This is a genomic window from Streptomyces finlayi (genome assembly GCF_014216315.1).
Taxonomy (GTDB): Bacteria; Actinomycetota; Actinomycetes; order Streptomycetales; family Streptomycetaceae; genus Streptomyces; species Streptomyces finlayi_A.
The window spans coordinates 5,323,193-5,339,890 of the sequence record NZ_CP045702.1 but is presented as its reverse complement, the minus strand read 5'-3'; the positions used below and the strand labels follow the sequence as shown (position 1 = coordinate 5,339,890).

12 protein-coding genes are annotated in these 16,698 nt (G+C 73.3%); 10 read left to right on the top strand and 2 right to left on the bottom strand.

Annotated elements, in window-relative coordinates; genetic code table 11:
- The first annotated feature begins 13 nt into the window (after positions 1–13).
- Entirely contained in the window at positions 14–1,357 is a 1,344-nt protein-coding gene (locus F0344_RS24570) for a hypothetical protein (RefSeq protein WP_185300841.1), read from the top strand.
- Between the two features lie 105 nt (positions 1,358–1,462).
- Here F0344_RS24570 and F0344_RS37065 read toward each other — a convergent pair whose 3' ends face one another.
- The gene (locus F0344_RS37065; RefSeq protein WP_445585687.1) at positions 1,463–1,834 is read right to left on the bottom strand and encodes a hypothetical protein; all 372 of its coding nucleotides are present in this window, start codon (positions 1,832–1,834) and stop codon (positions 1,463–1,465) included.
- On the opposite strand from F0344_RS37065, the gene F0344_RS24565 reads away from it, so the two are divergent.
- From F0344_RS24565 to F0344_RS24550, 4 genes are all read left to right on the top strand, one after another.
- Positions 1,728–4,199 carry a tetratricopeptide repeat protein gene (locus F0344_RS24565; protein ID WP_445585684.1) on the top strand — a complete coding sequence of 824 codons (2,472 nt, stop codon included), beginning with the start codon at positions 1,728–1,730 and terminating at the stop codon, positions 4,197–4,199. The two genes, F0344_RS37065 and F0344_RS24565, sit on opposite strands and share 107 nt — an antisense overlap.
- A 2-nt stretch (positions 4,200–4,201) precedes the next feature.
- A complete protein-coding gene (locus F0344_RS24560) occupies positions 4,202–5,566 on the top strand; it encodes a protein phosphatase 2C domain-containing protein (protein ID WP_185300839.1) in 1,365 nt (454 codons plus the stop codon).
- Between the two features lie 55 nt (positions 5,567–5,621).
- A complete protein-coding gene (locus F0344_RS24555; protein ID WP_185300838.1) occupies positions 5,622–6,980 on the top strand; it encodes a vWA domain-containing protein in 1,359 nt (452 codons plus the stop codon).
- A gap of 74 nt (positions 6,981–7,054) precedes the next feature.
- A complete protein-coding gene (locus tag F0344_RS24550; RefSeq protein WP_185300837.1) occupies positions 7,055–8,350 on the top strand; it encodes an FHA domain-containing protein in 1,296 nt (431 codons plus the stop codon).
- Here the strand turns inward: F0344_RS24550 and F0344_RS24545 are convergent.
- Positions 8,331–9,335 carry a methyltransferase domain-containing protein gene (locus tag F0344_RS24545; RefSeq protein WP_185300836.1) on the bottom strand — a complete coding sequence of 335 codons (1,005 nt, stop codon included), beginning with the start codon at positions 9,333–9,335 and terminating at the stop codon, positions 8,331–8,333. The genes F0344_RS24550 and F0344_RS24545 overlap by 20 nt on opposite strands.
- Before the next feature lie 192 nt (positions 9,336–9,527).
- On the opposite strand from F0344_RS24545, the gene F0344_RS24540 reads away from it, so the two are divergent.
- From F0344_RS24540 to F0344_RS24520, 5 genes are all read left to right on the top strand, one after another.
- Positions 9,528–9,881, top strand: a complete 354-nt coding sequence (locus F0344_RS24540) for a hypothetical protein (RefSeq protein ID WP_185300835.1) — start codon at positions 9,528–9,530, stop codon at positions 9,879–9,881.
- A 3-nt stretch (positions 9,882–9,884) separates the two neighbouring features.
- Complete coding sequence (locus tag F0344_RS24535; protein ID WP_185300834.1) at positions 9,885–10,586, top strand: ABC transporter ATP-binding protein; 702 nt, start codon at positions 9,885–9,887, stop codon at positions 10,584–10,586.
- Complete coding sequence (locus F0344_RS24530; protein WP_185300833.1) at positions 10,583–12,763, top strand: hypothetical protein; 2,181 nt, start codon at positions 10,583–10,585, stop codon at positions 12,761–12,763. Before F0344_RS24535 ends, F0344_RS24530 begins: the two co-directional genes overlap by 4 nt.
- Before the next feature lie 80 nt (positions 12,764–12,843).
- Positions 12,844–13,248: a globin gene (locus F0344_RS24525; RefSeq protein WP_185300832.1), complete on the top strand. Its 405-nt coding sequence runs from the start codon at positions 12,844–12,846 to the stop codon at positions 13,246–13,248.
- 146 nt (positions 13,249–13,394) lie between these two features.
- A complete protein-coding gene (locus F0344_RS24520; RefSeq protein WP_185300831.1) occupies positions 13,395–16,697 on the top strand; it encodes an ABC transporter permease in 3,303 nt (1,100 codons plus the stop codon).
- The last annotated feature ends 1 nt before the right edge of the window (position 16,698 follow it).

Below are 16,698 nucleotides of genomic sequence, written 5' to 3'. Positions count from 1 at the left end.
GGAGAGGTGATCGATGGGCGTGGCGGGTTCCTTCCCCGGCTTCGCGGGGAGGCCCCCCGGCCCGGTCCTGGACCGGGACGAGGCGGACCGTGCGCTGGCCCGGCTCGGTGCGGAGCACGAGGCCATCGAGACCTCACTCCTCGCCCTGCAGGACCATGCGGGCCGCCGGCTCCTGGAGGGCGCCGGTCTGACGGGCGTCACCAAGGACCGCTGGGCCGCCACCGAGCAGTCGATCACGCTGCTGTGGGAGTACTTCGACGCCTACGCGGCGGCGCTCACCGAGGCACGCGCGGTACGGGCGCGCAGGCGCCATCCCAACCGGGACGACCTGATGGCCCTGACCGACCTGCTGCGCGGCCCGAGCGTCACCGTGGCCGGCACGGCGGCCGGGCACACCTCTTCGATCACCGGTCCCGCCGTGCTCTGCGAGCAGTTCTCGCTGGAGGAGCTGGTCGCCCGGATGAACGAGCTGTACGCCGGGGCGCTGGACATGGTCGTCGCCTCCGACTCCGTCTGGTCCGCGCTGCCCGCCCGGATCGACCTGCTAGCCGCCGAACTGCGCCGTACGGCCTCGCTGGCACACTCCGTCGGGGTGCGGCCGGGTGAGCATCCGGCCGGCGACGACCTGGAGTCGATCACCCAGGAGCTGTCGACGCTGCGGGTGCAGGTGATCTCCGACCCCCTGGCGTTCTGGCTGCCGGGTCCCGGCAGCGCGGCGCCCGGCGGTGGCCGTCCGGACACCACGCGGTACGACCGGGCGGCCCGCGCCCTGGAGGACGTACGGCGGGAGATCGAGGCGGTGCTCGCGGTGCGGCAGGACGCGGAACAGCGTCTGGTCCATCTGCGTGACGTGCTCTCCCGGGCCGACCGCACGCTCGCCGAGGCCCGGTCGGCGCGCGGCGAGGTGCTGGCGAAGATCGCCGCCTCCGAGGTGCCGGCGGTCAGCGGCCCGCCGACCGCCCTGCAGGAACGGCTGGCCGCCGCGTCCGACTACCGCAGGCATGCGCAGTGGCACCGGCTCTCCCCGCTCCTGGAGACTCTGGAGCGGGAGGCGGAGGACGAACTGCTGCGGGCCCGGGAGTCGTTGACGTCCGTGACCGCGCCGCTCGCGGTCCGGGCGGAACTGCGCGGCAGGCTGGACGCGTACAAGGCGAAGGTGGCCAGGCACGGCCTGGCGGAGGACCCGCTGCTCATCGAGCGCTACGACGCGGCCCGCCGGATGCTGTGGAGCGCGCCGTGCGATCTGCGGGTCGCCGAGCAGGCGGTGCTGCGCTTCCAGCAGACCGCCGCGGAACTGCTGGCCCCCCAACGGTCGTCGGGACCGCAGGACCGGCCGGGCGGACAGGGCCGCACATGAGCAGAGGTCCGGCGGGAAAGTCAGGGACGGGGCCGCCGCGGCGGCGGGGCGAACAGGGGGAGACACCATGAGTACGCAGTGCCAGCGCCCCGCGTGCGAGGGCGATTACGAGGACATGGGCGGCGGTGAACTGTACTGCGACACCTGTGGCCTGGCTCCGGTCGTCTCCCCGACGGGGATGGTCGGTTCACCGCCGACCGGGATCGCGGGCGGTGGCAGGGGCGGCAGCCGGGGCAGCAACAGCACCTCGCAGCGGTCGGGTTCGCGGGCCTCGTCGAGGTCGTCGTCGAGGTCGTCCACGTCACGGCGGTCGGTCTCCGGGCGGCTGTCCCGTTCGCTTTCGGGCAGCGCGACGGCCCGGTCGGTGTCGGTGCGCTCCTCGGGTTCGTCGACCAGTTCGTCGAGCCGGGGCCGGCTGGGCGCGGGACTCGTACTCGTGCCCGACGTACCGCGACCCGACCCCCGGACCGCCGTCATGGAGAAGCCCGAGGTCCCGGAGCGCAAGCGGTTCTGTTCACGTTCCGACTGCGGTGCACCGGTGGGCCGGGCCCGCGGCGAGCGGCCGGGACGCACCGAGGGCTTCTGCACCAAGTGCGGCCACCCGTACTCCTTCGTACCGAAGCTGCGCGGCGGCGACATCGTGCACGGACAGTACGAGGTGGCGGGCTGTCTCGCGCACGGCGGGCTCGGCTGGGTCTACCTCGCGGTGGACCGTGCCGTCTCGGACCGGTGGGTGGTGCTCAAGGGCCTCCTGGACACCGGTGACCAGGACGCGATGGCCGCGGCCATCTCCGAGCGGCGCTTCCTCGCGGAGATCGAGCACTCCAACATCGTCCGCATCTACAACTTCGTCGAGCACCTCGACCAGCGGACCGGCTCGCTCGACGGCTACATCGTCATGGAGTACGTGGGCGGCAAGGCGCTCAAGGAGATCGCCAACGAGCGCCGCACCACGGCCGGGAAGCGTGACCCGCTGCCGGTCGAGCAGGCGTGCGCGTACGGCATCGAGGCGCTGGAGGCGCTCGGTCATCTGCACAGCCGCAACCTCCTGTACTGCGACTTCAAGGTCGACAACGCGATCCAGACCGAGGACCAGCTCAAGCTGATCGACATGGGCGCGGTGCGCAGGATGGACGACGAGGAGTCGGCCATCTACGGCACGGTGGGCTACCAGGCGCCGGAGGTGGCGGAGGTCGGCCCGTCCATCGCCTCCGACCTGTACACGGTCGCGCGGACGCTGGCGGTGCTCACGTTCGACTTCCAGGGCTATACGAACGTGTTCGTGGACTCGTTGCCCGACCCGGACAACATCGAGGTGTTCCGGCGGTACGAGTCGTTCTACCGGCTTCTCGTGCGGGCCACCGACCCGGACCCGGCGCGGCGGTTCGCCTCGGCGACGGAGATGGCCGAGCAGCTGACCGGGGTGCTCCGCGAGGTGGTGGCCCTGCAGACGGGGCGGCCGCGTCCGGCGCTCTCGACGCTGTTCGGTACGGAACTGCGGGTGACGGACACCGAGTTGTTCGCCGAGCTGACCGGTGATGTGTCGCGGCTCGGTGGCCGGGACACGACGGCCGGTGCCCGTGGCCGGCGCAAGCGGGGGGCGGCGTCCACCGTCGCGCCGCGGACTTCGGCGGCGGCCCCGGTGACCGTGGCCGGTGTGCCTCCGGTGGCGGCCGCAGGCGGTCCGCCTGCGGGCGCCCCCGCCGCGTTCGGCGCCCCGGGTGCCGCTCCGCTGTCCGCTCCCGCCACACATGTCCGGGGCAGCGGCGTCACGGGCGGCGCCGGTACGGCGCTCGCCCACGCGCCGACGCACACCGCGATTCCCGCTCCCCGTACCGTGGCCCCCGGACCGGGCACGCCGCCCGGGGCGCACACCGGCGGTGGGCCACGGCTCGCGGGGCTCGACGCGCGCGCCACCTCGCTGGCGCTGCCGGTCCCCCGGGTCGACGCGAACGACCCGAACGCCGGCTTCCTCGCCGGGGTGATGGCTTCCGCGCCCAACGAACTGATCGCCGCGCTCCAGGCCGTACCCGCGGCCTCGCTGGAGACACGGCTGCGGGAGCTGCGCGCACGGCTGGAGATGAGCGATCTCGACGCCGGCGTACAGGCCCTGTCCCGCCTGGAGAGCGAGCACCCGGACGACTGGCGCGTGGTCTGGTGCCGCGGGGTCACCTCGCTGGTGACCGGGGACAACGAGAACGCGGCACTGTCCTTCGACGCGGTCTACGACGCGTTCCCCGGCGAACCGGCCCCCAAGCTGGCCCTGGGCATCTGCGCGGAGGTGCTGGGCCAGCTGGACAACGCCGCCGAGTACTACCGGCTGGTGTGGATGACCGACCCGAGCTTCGTGAGCGCGGCGTTCGGCCTGGCCCGGGTTCAGATCGCCGCCGGGGACCGGGCCGGGGCCGTACGCACCCTGGAGTCCGTCCCCGAGTCGTCGATCCACTACACGGCGGCCCGGGTGGCGGCCGTACGGGCACGGCTGCGTGAGCGTGCCCCGCAGGAGCCGCTCCTGGGCGACCTGTCGGCGGCGGCTTCGCAGGTGACGGGGCTGGCGGGCTTCGGTCTGGACGCGGTACGGCGTGAGCGGTTGTCGACCGAGGTTCTGGGTACCGCGCTCGACTGGGTACTCTCCGGGAGTCCGGCGGCACCCTCACCGGTCCCGTCGCAGCACGCGTCTTCGGGCCCGAGGACGCTGCTGGGCTGCGAACTGGACGAGCGCGGCCTCAGATTCGGTCTGGAGCGCTCGTACCGGATACTCGCCCGGCTCGCACAGCGTGGCGACGAGCGGATCGAACTGGTGGAGCGGGCCAACCGTTTCCGCCCCCGGACGTGGGTGTGAAGATGTCACAGATCCACCAGCAGACCTCCTTGACCAACTGCCCCGGCTGCGAGGAACCGCTGGAGACGGGCGACCTGTTCTGCGGGGCGTGCGGGTACGACCTGTCGGCCGTGCCCGCCCTGCCGGACGACCGGCCGACCATCGCGATCGCCGTACCGGCACCGGCCGCGGGTGAGCCCGGCGCGGGCGCCACTTCGGTCGAGTGGTCGGCCGCCTCCGAGGTGGACAGCTCCGACCCGCCCGCCCCGGTCCACCGCGCGGCCGATCTGCCGGGCAGGGACTCCGGCGGCTCGGCGCTGCCCGGCACCAAACCCCCGGTCCGCCACGACGAGCCCGGCGGGGCGCCGCGCTCGGACGACTTCGAACTCGCGGCGCCCGGGGTGCCCGTACCCGATCCGCGTACCGCCGGGCACACCGCTCATCCGGCGGCCGGCGGCAGGGTCTGTGTGGCCTGCCGTTCGGGCCAGGTGGACCCCGACGGCTACTGCGAGAACTGCGGTCACGCCCAGCCCCGCGAGCGCGATCACATGGAGCAGGAGCTCGGCGCGGTGGCCGCGGTCAGCGACCGGGGCCTGCGCCACCACCGCAACGAGGACGCCTTCGCCGTGTCCTCCACCGCCCTGCCGGACGGCTCCCCGGCCGTCGTCGCGATCGTCTGCGACGGTGTCTCCTCGGCGAGCCGCCCGGACGAGGCGTCGGCCGCCGCCGCGAGTACCGCCAACGAGGCGCTGCTGGGTTCCCTGCCGCGCGGTACGCATCCGCAGCAGGCGATGCACGAGGCGATCATCGCCGCGTCCGAGGCGGTCAACGCACTGGCCGAGGAGCCGGGCGGGGCGATGGAGCACGATCAGCACCGCCATCAGAACGCCCCGGCGTGCACCCTGGTCGGCGCGATCATGGCCGGGGGCCTGCTGATCGTCGGCTGGGTGGGCGACAGCCGGGTCTACTGGGTGCCGGACGACCGCGCCATCGCGCCCGCCCGGCTCACCGAGGACGACTCCTGGGCGGCCCAGATGGTGTCGGCGGGCCTGATGAGCGAGACGGAGGCGTACGCGGACGCGCGCGCCCACGCCATCACGGGCTGGCTCGGCGCCGACGCCTATGATCTGGAGCCGCACACCGCCTCGTTCAAGCCGGACCGCCCCGGCCTGGTCGTGGTGTGCACCGACGGTCTGTGGAACTACGCCGAATCCGCGGTGGAGATGGCCGCGGCCGTACCGGTGGACGCGCACCAACGGCCGCTGCACGGCGCCCAGATGCTGGTCGGTCACGCGCTCGACGGCGGGGGGCACGACAACGTAACAGTGGCTCTGCTGCCGTTCGTCGTGCTGCCCCCGGGGGCAGCAACTCCGTGGAACACCGCCTGAGACCCGTCCCGCACGACCTGATCCGACCTACATGGAGCCTCAAGGAGCCGATCAGATGGCCAACTTCGCCAAGTCGAACGTGCCGGGGTTCGCCGTCGAGGTGTACCAGAACGAATATCTGCCCGAGGGCGGCCGAGAGGTCAACGGCATCGTCACCGTCACGTCGACGGGCGGCGGCACGACCGGCGGAGTGCCGCTGACCGGCGCGTCCCCGACGCCCTCGCACCTCCCCGGGCAGGCCGCGAACGCCGCCGTGGTGCTCATGGTCGACTGCTCGGGCTCGATGGACTACCCGCCGACGAAGATGCGCAACGCCCGGGACGCGACGGCCGCCGCCGTGGACACCCTGCGCGACGGCACACTGTTCGCGGTCGTCGCGGGTACGCACGTGGCGAAGGACGTCTATCCGGGCGGCGGCCGCCTCGCCACGGCCGATCCGCAGACCAAGGCCCAGGCCAAGGACGCGCTACGCCGGCTGAGCGCCGGCGGCGGTACGGCCATCGGCACCTGGCTCCGGCTCACGGACCGGCTGCTCGGCGGCGCCGATGTGGACATCCGGCACGGCATCCTGCTGACGGACGGCCGCAACGAGCACGAGTCCCCGGAGGATCTGCGGGCGGCGCTGGACTCCTGCACCGGCCGTTTCACCTGTGACGCGCGTGGTGTGGGCACCGACTGGGAGGTGAAAGAGGTCACAGCGATCGCCTCCGCGCTGCTCGGTACGGCCGACATCGTGGCCGACCCGGCAGGGCTGGCGGCGGACTTCACGCAGATGATGGAGAACGCGATGGGCAAGGAGGTCGCGGACGTGGCGCTGCGGCTCTGGACGCCCGTCGGGGTCGAGATCAGGTTCGTCAAGCAGGTCGCGCCGACCGTCGCCGACCTCACCGGACGCCGCACCGAAGCGGGTCCGCGCGCGGGGGACTATCCGACCGGATCCTGGGGCGACGAGTCCCGCGACTACCACGTGTGCGTGCTGGTCCCGGAGGCCGGGATCGGCCAGGAGATGCTGGCGGCCCGGGTCTCGCTGATCCTTCCCGATCCCTCCGGCGGCGCTCCGCGGACCCTCTCGCAGGGTCTCGTGCGAGCGGTCTGGACGGACGACGTCGTGGCGTCCACCTCGATCAATCCGCAGGTCGCGCACTACACGGGTCAGGCGGAACTGGCGCACGTCATTCAGCAGGGACTCGACGCCCGCAAGTCGGGGGACTTCGACGGCGCGACCGCGAAGCTCGGCCGAGCGGTGCAGCTGGCGTCGGCGTCCGGGAACGAGGACACTGCGAAACTGCTTTCGAAGGTGGTCGACGTCGTCGATGCGGCGACCGGTACTGTGCGACTGAAGGCAAAGGTCGCGGAGGCGGACGAGATGACGCTCGAAACGCGCTCCACCAAGACCGTTCGTGTCAAGAAGTAGCGACGCGGCAAGCACCGGCAACCGAACGAGCATGACGGCCCCCGGGCCGGACGAGGAGAGGGGGAAGCGCCGACATGCCGACCTGCCCGAACGGACACCAGTCGGGTTCCGAGGACTGGTGCGAGGTCTGCGGACACCGCATGGCCGGGGCGGGCGCGCCTGCGGGCGCCGTTCCCCCGCCGCCTCCCCCGCCGCCCGCGCCCGGCTACGGCTACCCGCAGGGCCCCGGCCCCGGTGAGCCGCCCGCCCGCGCCGAGCTCTGCCCGCAGTGCCGCACCCCGCGTGAGGCGATGGCGCCCTTCTGCGAGGAGTGCCGCTGGAACTTCCTCACGAACACGGCGACCTCGTACACCCCGCTCGCCCCTCAGGGCGTTCCGGGCGGACCCCTCGCTCCGGTGCCCGGGCTCAACCTGCCGCCCGGCTTCCAGGCCCAGCAGGGACCGCCGCCCCCGCCGCCGCAGCAGCAGCAACGGGAACCGTTCGAGTACCAGAGCTCGCGGCCCTCGCAGATGAACCGGCCGGCGGAGCCGCTCTCCTCCGAGCAGGGCGGCCATCCCGGTCCGCCGCCTCCGCCGTCGTTCCAGCAGGGCCCGCCGCCCCCGCCGTTCCAGCAGCAGCCGCACCAGCAGGCGCCGCAGGGATTCCAGCAGCAGTCCGCGCCGCCCGCTCCCCCGCAGCAACCGCAGGCTCCGCAGACCGGCGGCGACGACTGGCTGCTGCCGCCGCCCTCGCAGGGCATGGCTCCGCGGCCGCCCGCACCCCAGCCGTCCTCCCCGCAGCCGCCGCAGGGATTCCATCAGCAGCCGCACCAGCCCTTCCCCGGCCAGGGCCAGGGGCCGGGTCAGGGGCCGGGGCAGGGCCAGAACCACGGTCAGAACCACGGCCACGACCAGGGGCACGGCCCCGGCCGGGGCCACACGCCCGACCACGGACAGGACCTCGGGCAGAACCACGGCCCGCAGTCGACGAGCTGGACGGCCGTCATCGCTCCGGACCGCGAGTACTTCCTCGCGATGATGCAGCGCAGCGGCCCCGAGGCGACCGGGCTCAACCTGCCCGCGTACTCCCCGGAGCAGCACCTCCCGCTGACCGGCAGCCAGATCACCATCGGGCGCCGCCGGCAGAGCACGGGCGAGTCCCCCGACATCGATCTGTCCGTGCCGCCGGAGGACCCCGGCGTCTCGCACCAGCACGCGGTGCTGGTGCAGCAGCCCGACGGCAGCTGGGCCGTGGTCGACCAGAACTCCACCAACGGCACCACGCTCAACACCGCCGAGGACCCGATCCAGCCCTATGTCCCCGTCCCGCTCCAGGACGGCGACCAGGTGCACGTCGGAGCCTGGACGACCATCACGCTCCGCCGCGGCTGACGTCGCCGGGGGTGGACCAGGCGTACGGGCCCGCCGGGTCGTCGAGCCAGGCCCACTGCCGGCCCTGCTCGACCGTGATGCCGTACCTCTCCCTCCGGGGGTGCCCTTCGCGCTGCCAGAGGGAGAGGGCCTCGCGCGGATCGAGTACGCCGACGGTCAGCGTCAGCAGGAAGCGGAACAGATCGTTCTCGACGATGCGCCCCGGCAGACCGCCGAGGTGCTGGAGCTGAGCGGGCAGCGGCAGCGCTCCGCGCAGCGGCACGAAGTACGCGGGCGTGTCCAGGAACCGCCCCTCCGCGCGCGGGCCGTGCGCCGTCTCCCGTACGTCGAGCGCGACCAGTCCGTCGGCGAGGGGGGCGAGGATGCGCGCGCCCGGCCGGCACTGCCCGAGCCACGTGCCGGGAACGGACGGTAGTGCGCAGGTCGCGATGATCCGGTCGTACGGGCCCCGTTCGGGGCAGCCCCGGGCCCCGTCGCCGGTGACCACCGCCGGGCGGCGGCCGGCCGCCGCCAGATGACGGCGGGCCGACTCCGTGATCTCCGGATCGAGCTCGACCGTGGTCACCGCCGCGTCCCCGAGACGGTGGGCGAGCAGCGCCGCGTTGTAGCCGGTGCCCGCGCCGATCTCCAGGACCGTGTGCCCGTCGCGCACGTCGAGTGCTTCCAGCATCCGGCCCATCAGCGACGGTCTGCTGCTGGACGAGACGAGCGTGCCGTCCTTGATACGGGTGGCCAGCGGCTCGTCCGCGTACGCCCCGCGCAGCCAGCGCGCGCGCCGGCCGGCATCGGGGTCCTCGCACCACAGCCGCTCCTCCCGGCCGGCCGGGCCCACGAAGTAGCAGGGCACGAACAGATGGCGAGGCACCTCCTCGAAGGCCGCCCGCCAGGCTGGGTCGCGCAGGCCGCCGCCGGCGAGAACGGCGCGCACCATGGCCCTCCGCCCCTCGGCGCCGTGGGCCGCGTACCGGTCCGGGTGTCCGCCCATGCCTCCACCTTCCCGCAACAGGGCCCGACGGGCGAGCAGTCGGGATCAGGTCGCGGTTGAACGGCTTCCGGCCGAACCCTTCGCACACACTCTCTATTCACCCCACAGGGACCATACGTTCACATCCGCAACACCGTACGGGCACCCGCATTCCGTGGGTCCTCCTCTCCTGCTGTCTTCCGGAGGCTCGACATGCGTCGGAGAACCATGCGAATCGGTGCGGCCCTCATCGGGGTGACCACCGCGTTGCTGGGCGCGAACAGCGCGCTCGGCAGCACCGTCTACACCTACCAGGGCGATGACTACGCCTACATCAAGAGTGACCACGAGGCGGTCGGTGTCTGCGACCGGGAGATCGACGGATCCAGCGTCTACACCAACTACTACCGGTCGATCGACTCCGACTACCGCCGTGTCGAGGAGACAAGGGGATTCGGGACCTGTACGTCCTCCGGATCCAGCGGCAACCTCGTATGGAAGATCCGCGCGTGCGAGAACATCACCGCGCTCCCTGATGCCTGTTCCTCCTGGAAGACGCACTACTGAGCCATGGCCCAAAGCACCGTGGACGTCTCCGGCCTGACCTGCGAACTGGGCGGTCGCACCCTGCTGGCCTCGGCGGCGCTGACCGCCGTGGCCGGGCAGTCGGTCGCCGTGACCGGGCCCAGCGGCAGCGGGAAGAGCACGCTGCTCGCCTGCCTCGCCGGGCTGCGAAGGCCGACCGCCGGAAGCGTCGAGGTGTGCGGAACCGATGTCCTCGCCCTGCGGCCCTCGAAAGCCGCAGCGTGGCGTCTGGCCACGATCGGGTTCGTCTACCAGTTCGGCGAACTGCTGCCGGAACTCTCCGCGGTGGAGAACGTGGCGCTGCCGCTGCTGATCGGTGGCGGCGCCCGTAAGGAGGCGTACCCGGCAGCTGAACGGCTGCTGGACGAGCTGGGTGTCGGCGCCGTCGCCGACTCGCCTGCCGGGTCCCTCTCCGGAGGTGAACGCCAGCGGGTCGCCGTGGCCCGTGCGCTGTCCACCCGGCCGCCGGTGATCCTGGCGGACGAACCCACCGGCGCGCTCGACGAGGAGGCCACCGACGAGGTCTGCGACCTGCTCTTCGCGCTGCCCGCGGCCCGGCAGTGCACGCTGGTGGTCGTCACCCACAACCCCGTGGTGGCGGCCCGTGCCGACCTGCGGCTCCGGCTCTCCGGCGGCATCCTGAGCGAAGAGCCCTGCCCGGACATGACCGGACCGGCCGGGTCATGAGCCGCTCGCGCCGGGGCGCCACCGCGCAGCTGCTGGCGATCGGCAGGCGTACCGCGCACGCGCCCGGAGATCCCCGGGCGCTGCTCCAGAGCGCCTGCCTGGCCCTGGCCGCCGCGGCGACCGTGCTGCTGGTCTGGTCGATGCTGACGGTCCACGCCGTGTACGACGCCCGGGACGCCAGGGGTGCCGCACGGATGCCGGTCCTGACCGACCCGGGCAGCGAGCCCGCCCTGCGCTGGCTGGAGAGCCAGGACAGCCGGCGGCAGCGCGGGTTCTCCGTGGTGTACATCGAACCGGTCGTCGCCGACGCGCCCCTGCCGCCCGGCCTTCCGCGCTGGCCCGCCCCCGGCGAGGCGTTCGTCTCGCCCGCGCTGCTGGAGGTGATGCCCCAGGCCACCACACGTTACGGAGCGTACGGAGGGAAGATCTCCGCGGCCGGGCTCGCCGACCCCGGCGAACTGCTCGTCTACGCACGGGCCCCCGAGGGAATACGGCTCGGCGATTTCGGCGCCCACTCCATTCCCGGTTTCGGGTCCCCGCAGGGCGCGCCGGAGTACTTCTCGAGCCAGGGCGGCGCTCGCTCCGAGAGCGATCTGTACTGGCTGATCAGCCCGTTCCTCGTGCTCCCCGTCGCCGTACTGCTGGTCACCGCGTCCCGGCTGGACGCCAAACGGCGGGACCGGCGGCTGGCGGCCCTCCACGCCCTGGGGGCCGGCCGCTCCGTACGGGCACGCATCAGCGTCGGCGAGTGCGCCCGGCCGCTCGCGCTCGGCGCTGCGGCTGCCGCTCTGCCACTGACCGCCCTGGTCTTCGTCGACACGCGGCTGCCGATCACCGACTACTGGATCGCCGCGGATGACCTCCGACCGGTTCTGATCAGGTTCCTGCTCCTGGTACCGGTGGTCTGGGTGGCGCTGTGCGCTCTCTTCGCGGGTTTGCATCTACGGCCGCGCGGAACCGGCGGGAACCGTCCGCGGCCGCTCACAGACCGTGCCGCCCTCTGGCCCGGGTGGCTGTCCGGGGCCGGCGGGCTGCTCATGCTGTGGGGTGCGCTGGTCTCGGGGGCGTCCGGCTACCGGCTCTTCGTCCTCGGCACCTTGCTCGCGCTCGCCGGGCTGCCCCCGCTCCTGGGCCGGGCAGCCGTCCGGCTCTCCAGCCGGCTCACCGGACGCGGACGCGACAACCCCGCCCGTCTGATCGGTGGGCGATGGGCCGCCGCCCACCCCGGCGTGGTGACCAGGGCAGCCGCCTCACTCGCCGTCCTGCTCGGTCTGCTCGCGCAGGCCCAGGTCGCGGTCACCGACATGACGGCCGAGGCACGGGCTGCCACCGCGCTCGGTCAGCGACTCGACGGACGGATGCTGCAGGTGGACACCGCCGAGCAGAGCCGCGCCGCGGGCCTGCGTTTCACGGCCGGACTGGACCCGGGCGACCTGCTGCTGCGCGTCGGCGAGGGCGAGGGCGGGCAGCTCGTGGTCGAGGCTCCGTGCGCGACGTTCGCCCGGCTCGGGGCGCTGCGCACCTGTCCGCGTGATACGGCGCGTGCCCTGGAGGACGTCTTCGCCAGGGGGACGCCGCGCACCGAAGCGCTGCGCTGGATGACCAATGGTGACCCGCGGCTCCTGGCCACCCCGGACGTCCCCGAACTGCTCACGAGCACCGGGCAGTTCGCCGTACTGATGACGGACCCGCACGAGGACCGTGTGGAACGCGCGGCGCGTGCCGCCTTCGGCCCCGTCTCCGTGGCAACCCCCGGGGAGGCGTATGTGACGGGTTCGGCGATCCGGGCCCGGACTGTGGACTGGGTGCTGCTGACCGGCTCGATCGGGCTGTCCCTGCTGGTCCTCACCGGTCTCGCCGGACTGCTGCACGGCTTCCTGGACCGCGCCGAGGACCTGGGCCCGCTGGCCGGCTACACGGCGGGGGTGCGCTTCCATGTGCGGCTCGCCTGGTGGGGGATGGGTGCGCCGATGGCCTGCGCGGCCGTGCTGAGCATCCTCTTCGCCGGGCTGATCGCGACGCTCCTGTCACAGCTCTTCGCGCAGGCGGGCGATACGCCCCAGGTGCTGCTGGGCGTGACCCTGGCGGGGACCGCGGCACTGTGCGGCGCGGCCACCGTGGTCGGCGGACTGCTCTCGCGCCGTTACGGACGTCGCTGGGTGCCCGGCGGGGACTGAGAGCCGGCCGGGACCGGGGCGGGACCAATCGGGGTCCTAGGACCCCGGTCCTCGGCCGGTGCGTCTGCGACCATGGACACGTGACTGAGATTGCGCGCGACACGCTTCAGGAGCAGACCTTCTACGAGCAGGTCGGCGGCGAGGAGACCTTCCGGCGCCTGGTGCACCGCTTCTACCAGGGGGTGGCCGGGGACCCGCTGCTGCGTCCGATGTACCCGGAGGAGGACCTGGGACCCGCCGAGGAACGCTTCGCGCTGTTCCTCATGCAGTACTGGGGAGGTCCCCGGACGTACAGCGACGAGCGCGGTCACCCCAGGCTGCGGATGCGGCACGCCCCGTTCCGCGTCGACCGTGCCGCCCACGACGCCTGGCTCGGCCACATGCGGGTCGCCCTCGACGAACTGGGGCTCTCCCCCGAACACGATCAGCAGCTGTGGAACTACCTGACCTACGCTGCCGCTTCGATGGTCAACACGGACGTCTGACCATCCGGAATGCGGTGCTCCATGGCCGGATAACGGTCACGATCGCATCAAGGTGTGCCCGTAAGCGGTTTCCCTGACCACGTGCTCTCTGAAAGCATCCCTGCAAGCGTCGGGGGGCGTGCGTTCACAGGGGTCTGGGGGGTCAGGTGACGGGGTTCGTCTTTCTGCGGGTGAGGGCGCACCGGCTCCTGCTCGCCGCCGCCGTACTGGCGGTGCTGCTGACCACGTCCGTACTGGCCGCGCTCACCGCGTTCTCCGGCTCCATCGGCGATGCCGCGCTGCGGCACTCGCTGACGCACCGCTCGGCCGCCTCCGCCTCGCTCGTCATATCCGCCCAGGTGGACCGTGAGCAGCGCGAGGAGGCCGACACCGCGGCGCGCGAGGCGGCGCGCGCGTCCTTCGCCGGGCTGCCCGTGAGCGTACGGACGCTGGAGCACTCCGGACCGTACGCCCTGCCGCGCGGCCTCCAGGACCCGGCTGCCCGGCGCGGTGACCCCGATCTGACCCAGTTCGCCTCGCTGGACCGCAGCCGCGTCCGGCTCACCGCGGGCCGCATGCCCGACAGCGGGAGCGGCGGGACCGGCGGGACCGTACAGGTCGCCCTGCCCGCTACCGCCGCCGAGATCCTGAAGGTGAGGCCCGGCACCCGGCTCACCCTCACGGACCGGCTGGGCGACAAGCCGCTGGACGTCCTGGTGACCGGTCTGTACGAGGCCGCCGACCAGGCCGACCAGTACTGGCAGCTGGACCCGCTCGGCGGCCGCGGCGTCCGCGAGGTCGTCTTCACCACGTACGGTCCGCTGCTCACCGATCCCGCCGTGCTCGGCTCAGGCCGGATCAGTGCGGGCGAGACGTCCTGGCTGGCGGGCGCGGACTTCCGTACCGTCACGACGGACCGGATGGACGCGCTGCACCAGGCGTCGGCCGATGTCCCGAGGGCGCTGCTCGCCGCCGAGCCGTTCGAGGGCGGTGCCTCGGTAAGGACGTCGCTGCCCACGGTGCTGGAACAGATCGAGAAGGCACTGCTGGTCTCCCGCTCGACACTGATGATCGTCGCCGTTCAGCTCGTACTGCTCGCCGGCTACGCGCTGTTGCTGGTGGCCCGGCTGCTGAGCAGCGAGCGCGGGGGCGAGACGGAGCTGCTGCGGGCCCGTGGCGGTTCGCGGGGCAGGATCATCTCGTTGGCCGCGATCGAGGCCCTGATGCTCGCGGTGCCCGCGGCCGTCGTCGCGCCGCTGCTCGCCGGGCCGTTGGTCCGGCTGCTCGCCGAACGCGGTGAGCTCGCGCGGATCGGGGTGCGGCTGGGCGACACCGCGTCCGGCACCGTGTGGCTGGTCGCCGCCGGGGTCGCGCTGGCCTGTGCGCTCGCCGTGGTGGCGCCCGCGCTGTCCTCGGGCGGGACCGGGCGCGGCCGGGCGGCGGCACTGCCCGCACCCGTGCGGGCGGGTGGCGACGTGGGTCTGCTGCTGATCGCCGCGGTGGCGTACTGGCAGCTCGACCGGCAGACCGGGGCCTTTGGCAGTGGCACCCTGAGCGGGGACCGGGACGGTGAGCTCGGTATCGATCCGCTGCTCGTCGCCGCTCCCGCGCTGGCGCTCCTCGCGGGCACGGTCCTGACCCTGCGGCTGCTTCCGCCCGTGGCGAGACTCGCCGAGCGGCGGGCCGCGAGCGGCAGGGGGCTGGCCACCGCGCTGGCCGGCTGGCAGTTCAGCCGTCGGCCGCTGCGCGGCGCGGGCCCCGTCCTGCTGCTGGTGCTGTCCGTCGCGATGGGGATGCTGGCGATCGGCCAGAGCGCGTCGTGGGACCGTTCGCAGGGCGACCAGGCGGACTTCAGGTCGGGCGCCTCGGTGCGGATGGCGGGGGTGCCGAACCCCGATCCGGCGAAGGCGGACCCGTACAGCACGCTGTCCGGGGTGCGGGAGGCCGCTCCCGCGTACCGCACGAGCACGGAGCTCTCGGGCGAGCGCACGGCCCAGATCCTCGCATTGGACACCGCGCACGCCGACGAACACCTGATGCTGCGGGGTGACCTGGCCGACCGGTCCCCGGCGAAGCTCCTGAGCGCGCTGGCTCCGCCGCGGAACGGCCGGCCGGGACTCGTGCTGCCGAAGGGGAGCACGCGGCTGTCGTTCGATCTGCGGATCGCCGAGACCTCCGCCCGGAAGGGCGCGTCGCCGTCCGGCCTCACGCTGCGGACCGGTGTCCTCCTGGAGGACCGCTTCGGTCTGCCGTACCGCGCCCTCGTCGGGCCGGTACCTGCCGACGGCAGGCCGCACACCGTGTCCGTTCCGGTCTCCGCGTCGGCCGGACTGGCCGTGACCGGCTTCGAGTTGGACGGTAGACCGCCCGTGGGCCGTTCCGAGGAGCACCGGCTGACGGTGACCGGGCTGCGGGGCGTGACCGACGGCGGCGAGCAGCCGGTGTCCGTGCCGGACGGCCTGCGCTGGCGGGCGGCTCTGACGGTCGGTGTCCCGGGCGAGGAACAGCCGGCCCACACACTGCGGCCGACGGCACCCGCCGGAACGGCACTGTCCCTCACGTACGGGACCGGCTTCATGAGCGCGGAGGAGGCGAGGTGGCTTCCGCCGACGAACAGCGTCCGGGTCACCGTCGTCCGTCCGAAGGCCCCGGCGCTGAACGCCGTCGCCACGGACGCCTTCCTGAAGGCGTCGGGCGCGGAGAAGGGCCAGAGCGTCGCGGTGCCGCTGGGCGGTGAACAGATACGGGTGAAGATCGCGGACGTGGTCAGGCAGCTCCCCACCACGGGCCCGGCCGCGGCCGGCTCGTCAGCCGGGCCCGTGGTGGGCGACGGCGGGGCGCTGCTGCTCGACCTCAAGGCCCTCGCCCGGGTGTACGCACAGCAGTCGGCCTCCCACCTCGGCCCCACCGAGTGGTGGCTCAGTACCGGACCCGGTGACGCGGCGAAGGTCGCCGCCCGGTTGCGCGCCCTGCCCGACACCGACCCGGCGCAGGTCCATGTGCGCGACGAGGTGGCCGAGGACCTGGTCGGCGATCCGCTGGGCGCCGGTCCGCAGTCGGCGCTGCTGGCCGTCGCCGTGGTCGCCGCCGCGCTGGCCGCCGTCGGCTTCGCGGTGAGCGCCGTCGGCTCGCAGCGCGAACGGTCCGCCGAATTCGCCGTACTGCGGGCGCTGGGCGCCCCGCGCCGCCGGCTGGCCCGCATGATCGCCGCCGAACAGGGCGTACTGATCGCCATCGGGCTGCTGGCCGGGCTCGCGCTGGGCGCGGTCCTGACCAGAGCCGTCGTGCCGCTCATCGTGCTGACCGGGCAGGCCGCCCAGCCCGTGCCGGCCGTACTGGTGCACCTGCCCGTCCGGCAGGTCACCGGTCTGCTGGCGGGCGTCGCCGCGGTGCCGCTGCTGATCGTCGCGGCGATCGCGCTGCGCCGGGCCGACTCCGCGGTATCGCTGCGCCACCAGGGGGACAACTGAC

Bases quoted from the DNA above. Each gene is read 5' to 3' on its own strand.
- F0344_RS24570 (WP_185300841.1), top strand. From the start codon at position 14: ATGGGCGTGGCGGGTTCCTTCCCCGGCTTCGCGGGGAGGCCCCCCGGC.
- F0344_RS37065 (WP_445585687.1), bottom strand. From the start codon at position 1,834: ATGACGGCGGTCCGGGGGTCGGGTCGCGGTACGTCGGGCACGAGTACG.
- F0344_RS24560 (WP_185300839.1), top strand. From the start codon at position 4,202: ATGTCACAGATCCACCAGCAGACCTCCTTGACCAACTGCCCCGGCTGC.
- F0344_RS24555 (WP_185300838.1), top strand. From the start codon at position 5,622: ATGGCCAACTTCGCCAAGTCGAACGTGCCGGGGTTCGCCGTCGAGGTG.
- F0344_RS24550 (WP_185300837.1), top strand. From the start codon at position 7,055: ATGCCGACCTGCCCGAACGGACACCAGTCGGGTTCCGAGGACTGGTGC.
- F0344_RS24545 (WP_185300836.1), bottom strand. From the start codon at position 9,335: ATGGGCGGACACCCGGACCGGTACGCGGCCCACGGCGCCGAGGGGCGG.
- F0344_RS24540 (WP_185300835.1), top strand. From the start codon at position 9,528: ATGCGTCGGAGAACCATGCGAATCGGTGCGGCCCTCATCGGGGTGACC.
- F0344_RS24535 (WP_185300834.1), top strand. From the start codon at position 9,885: ATGGCCCAAAGCACCGTGGACGTCTCCGGCCTGACCTGCGAACTGGGC.
- F0344_RS24530 (WP_185300833.1), top strand. From the start codon at position 10,583: ATGAGCCGCTCGCGCCGGGGCGCCACCGCGCAGCTGCTGGCGATCGGC.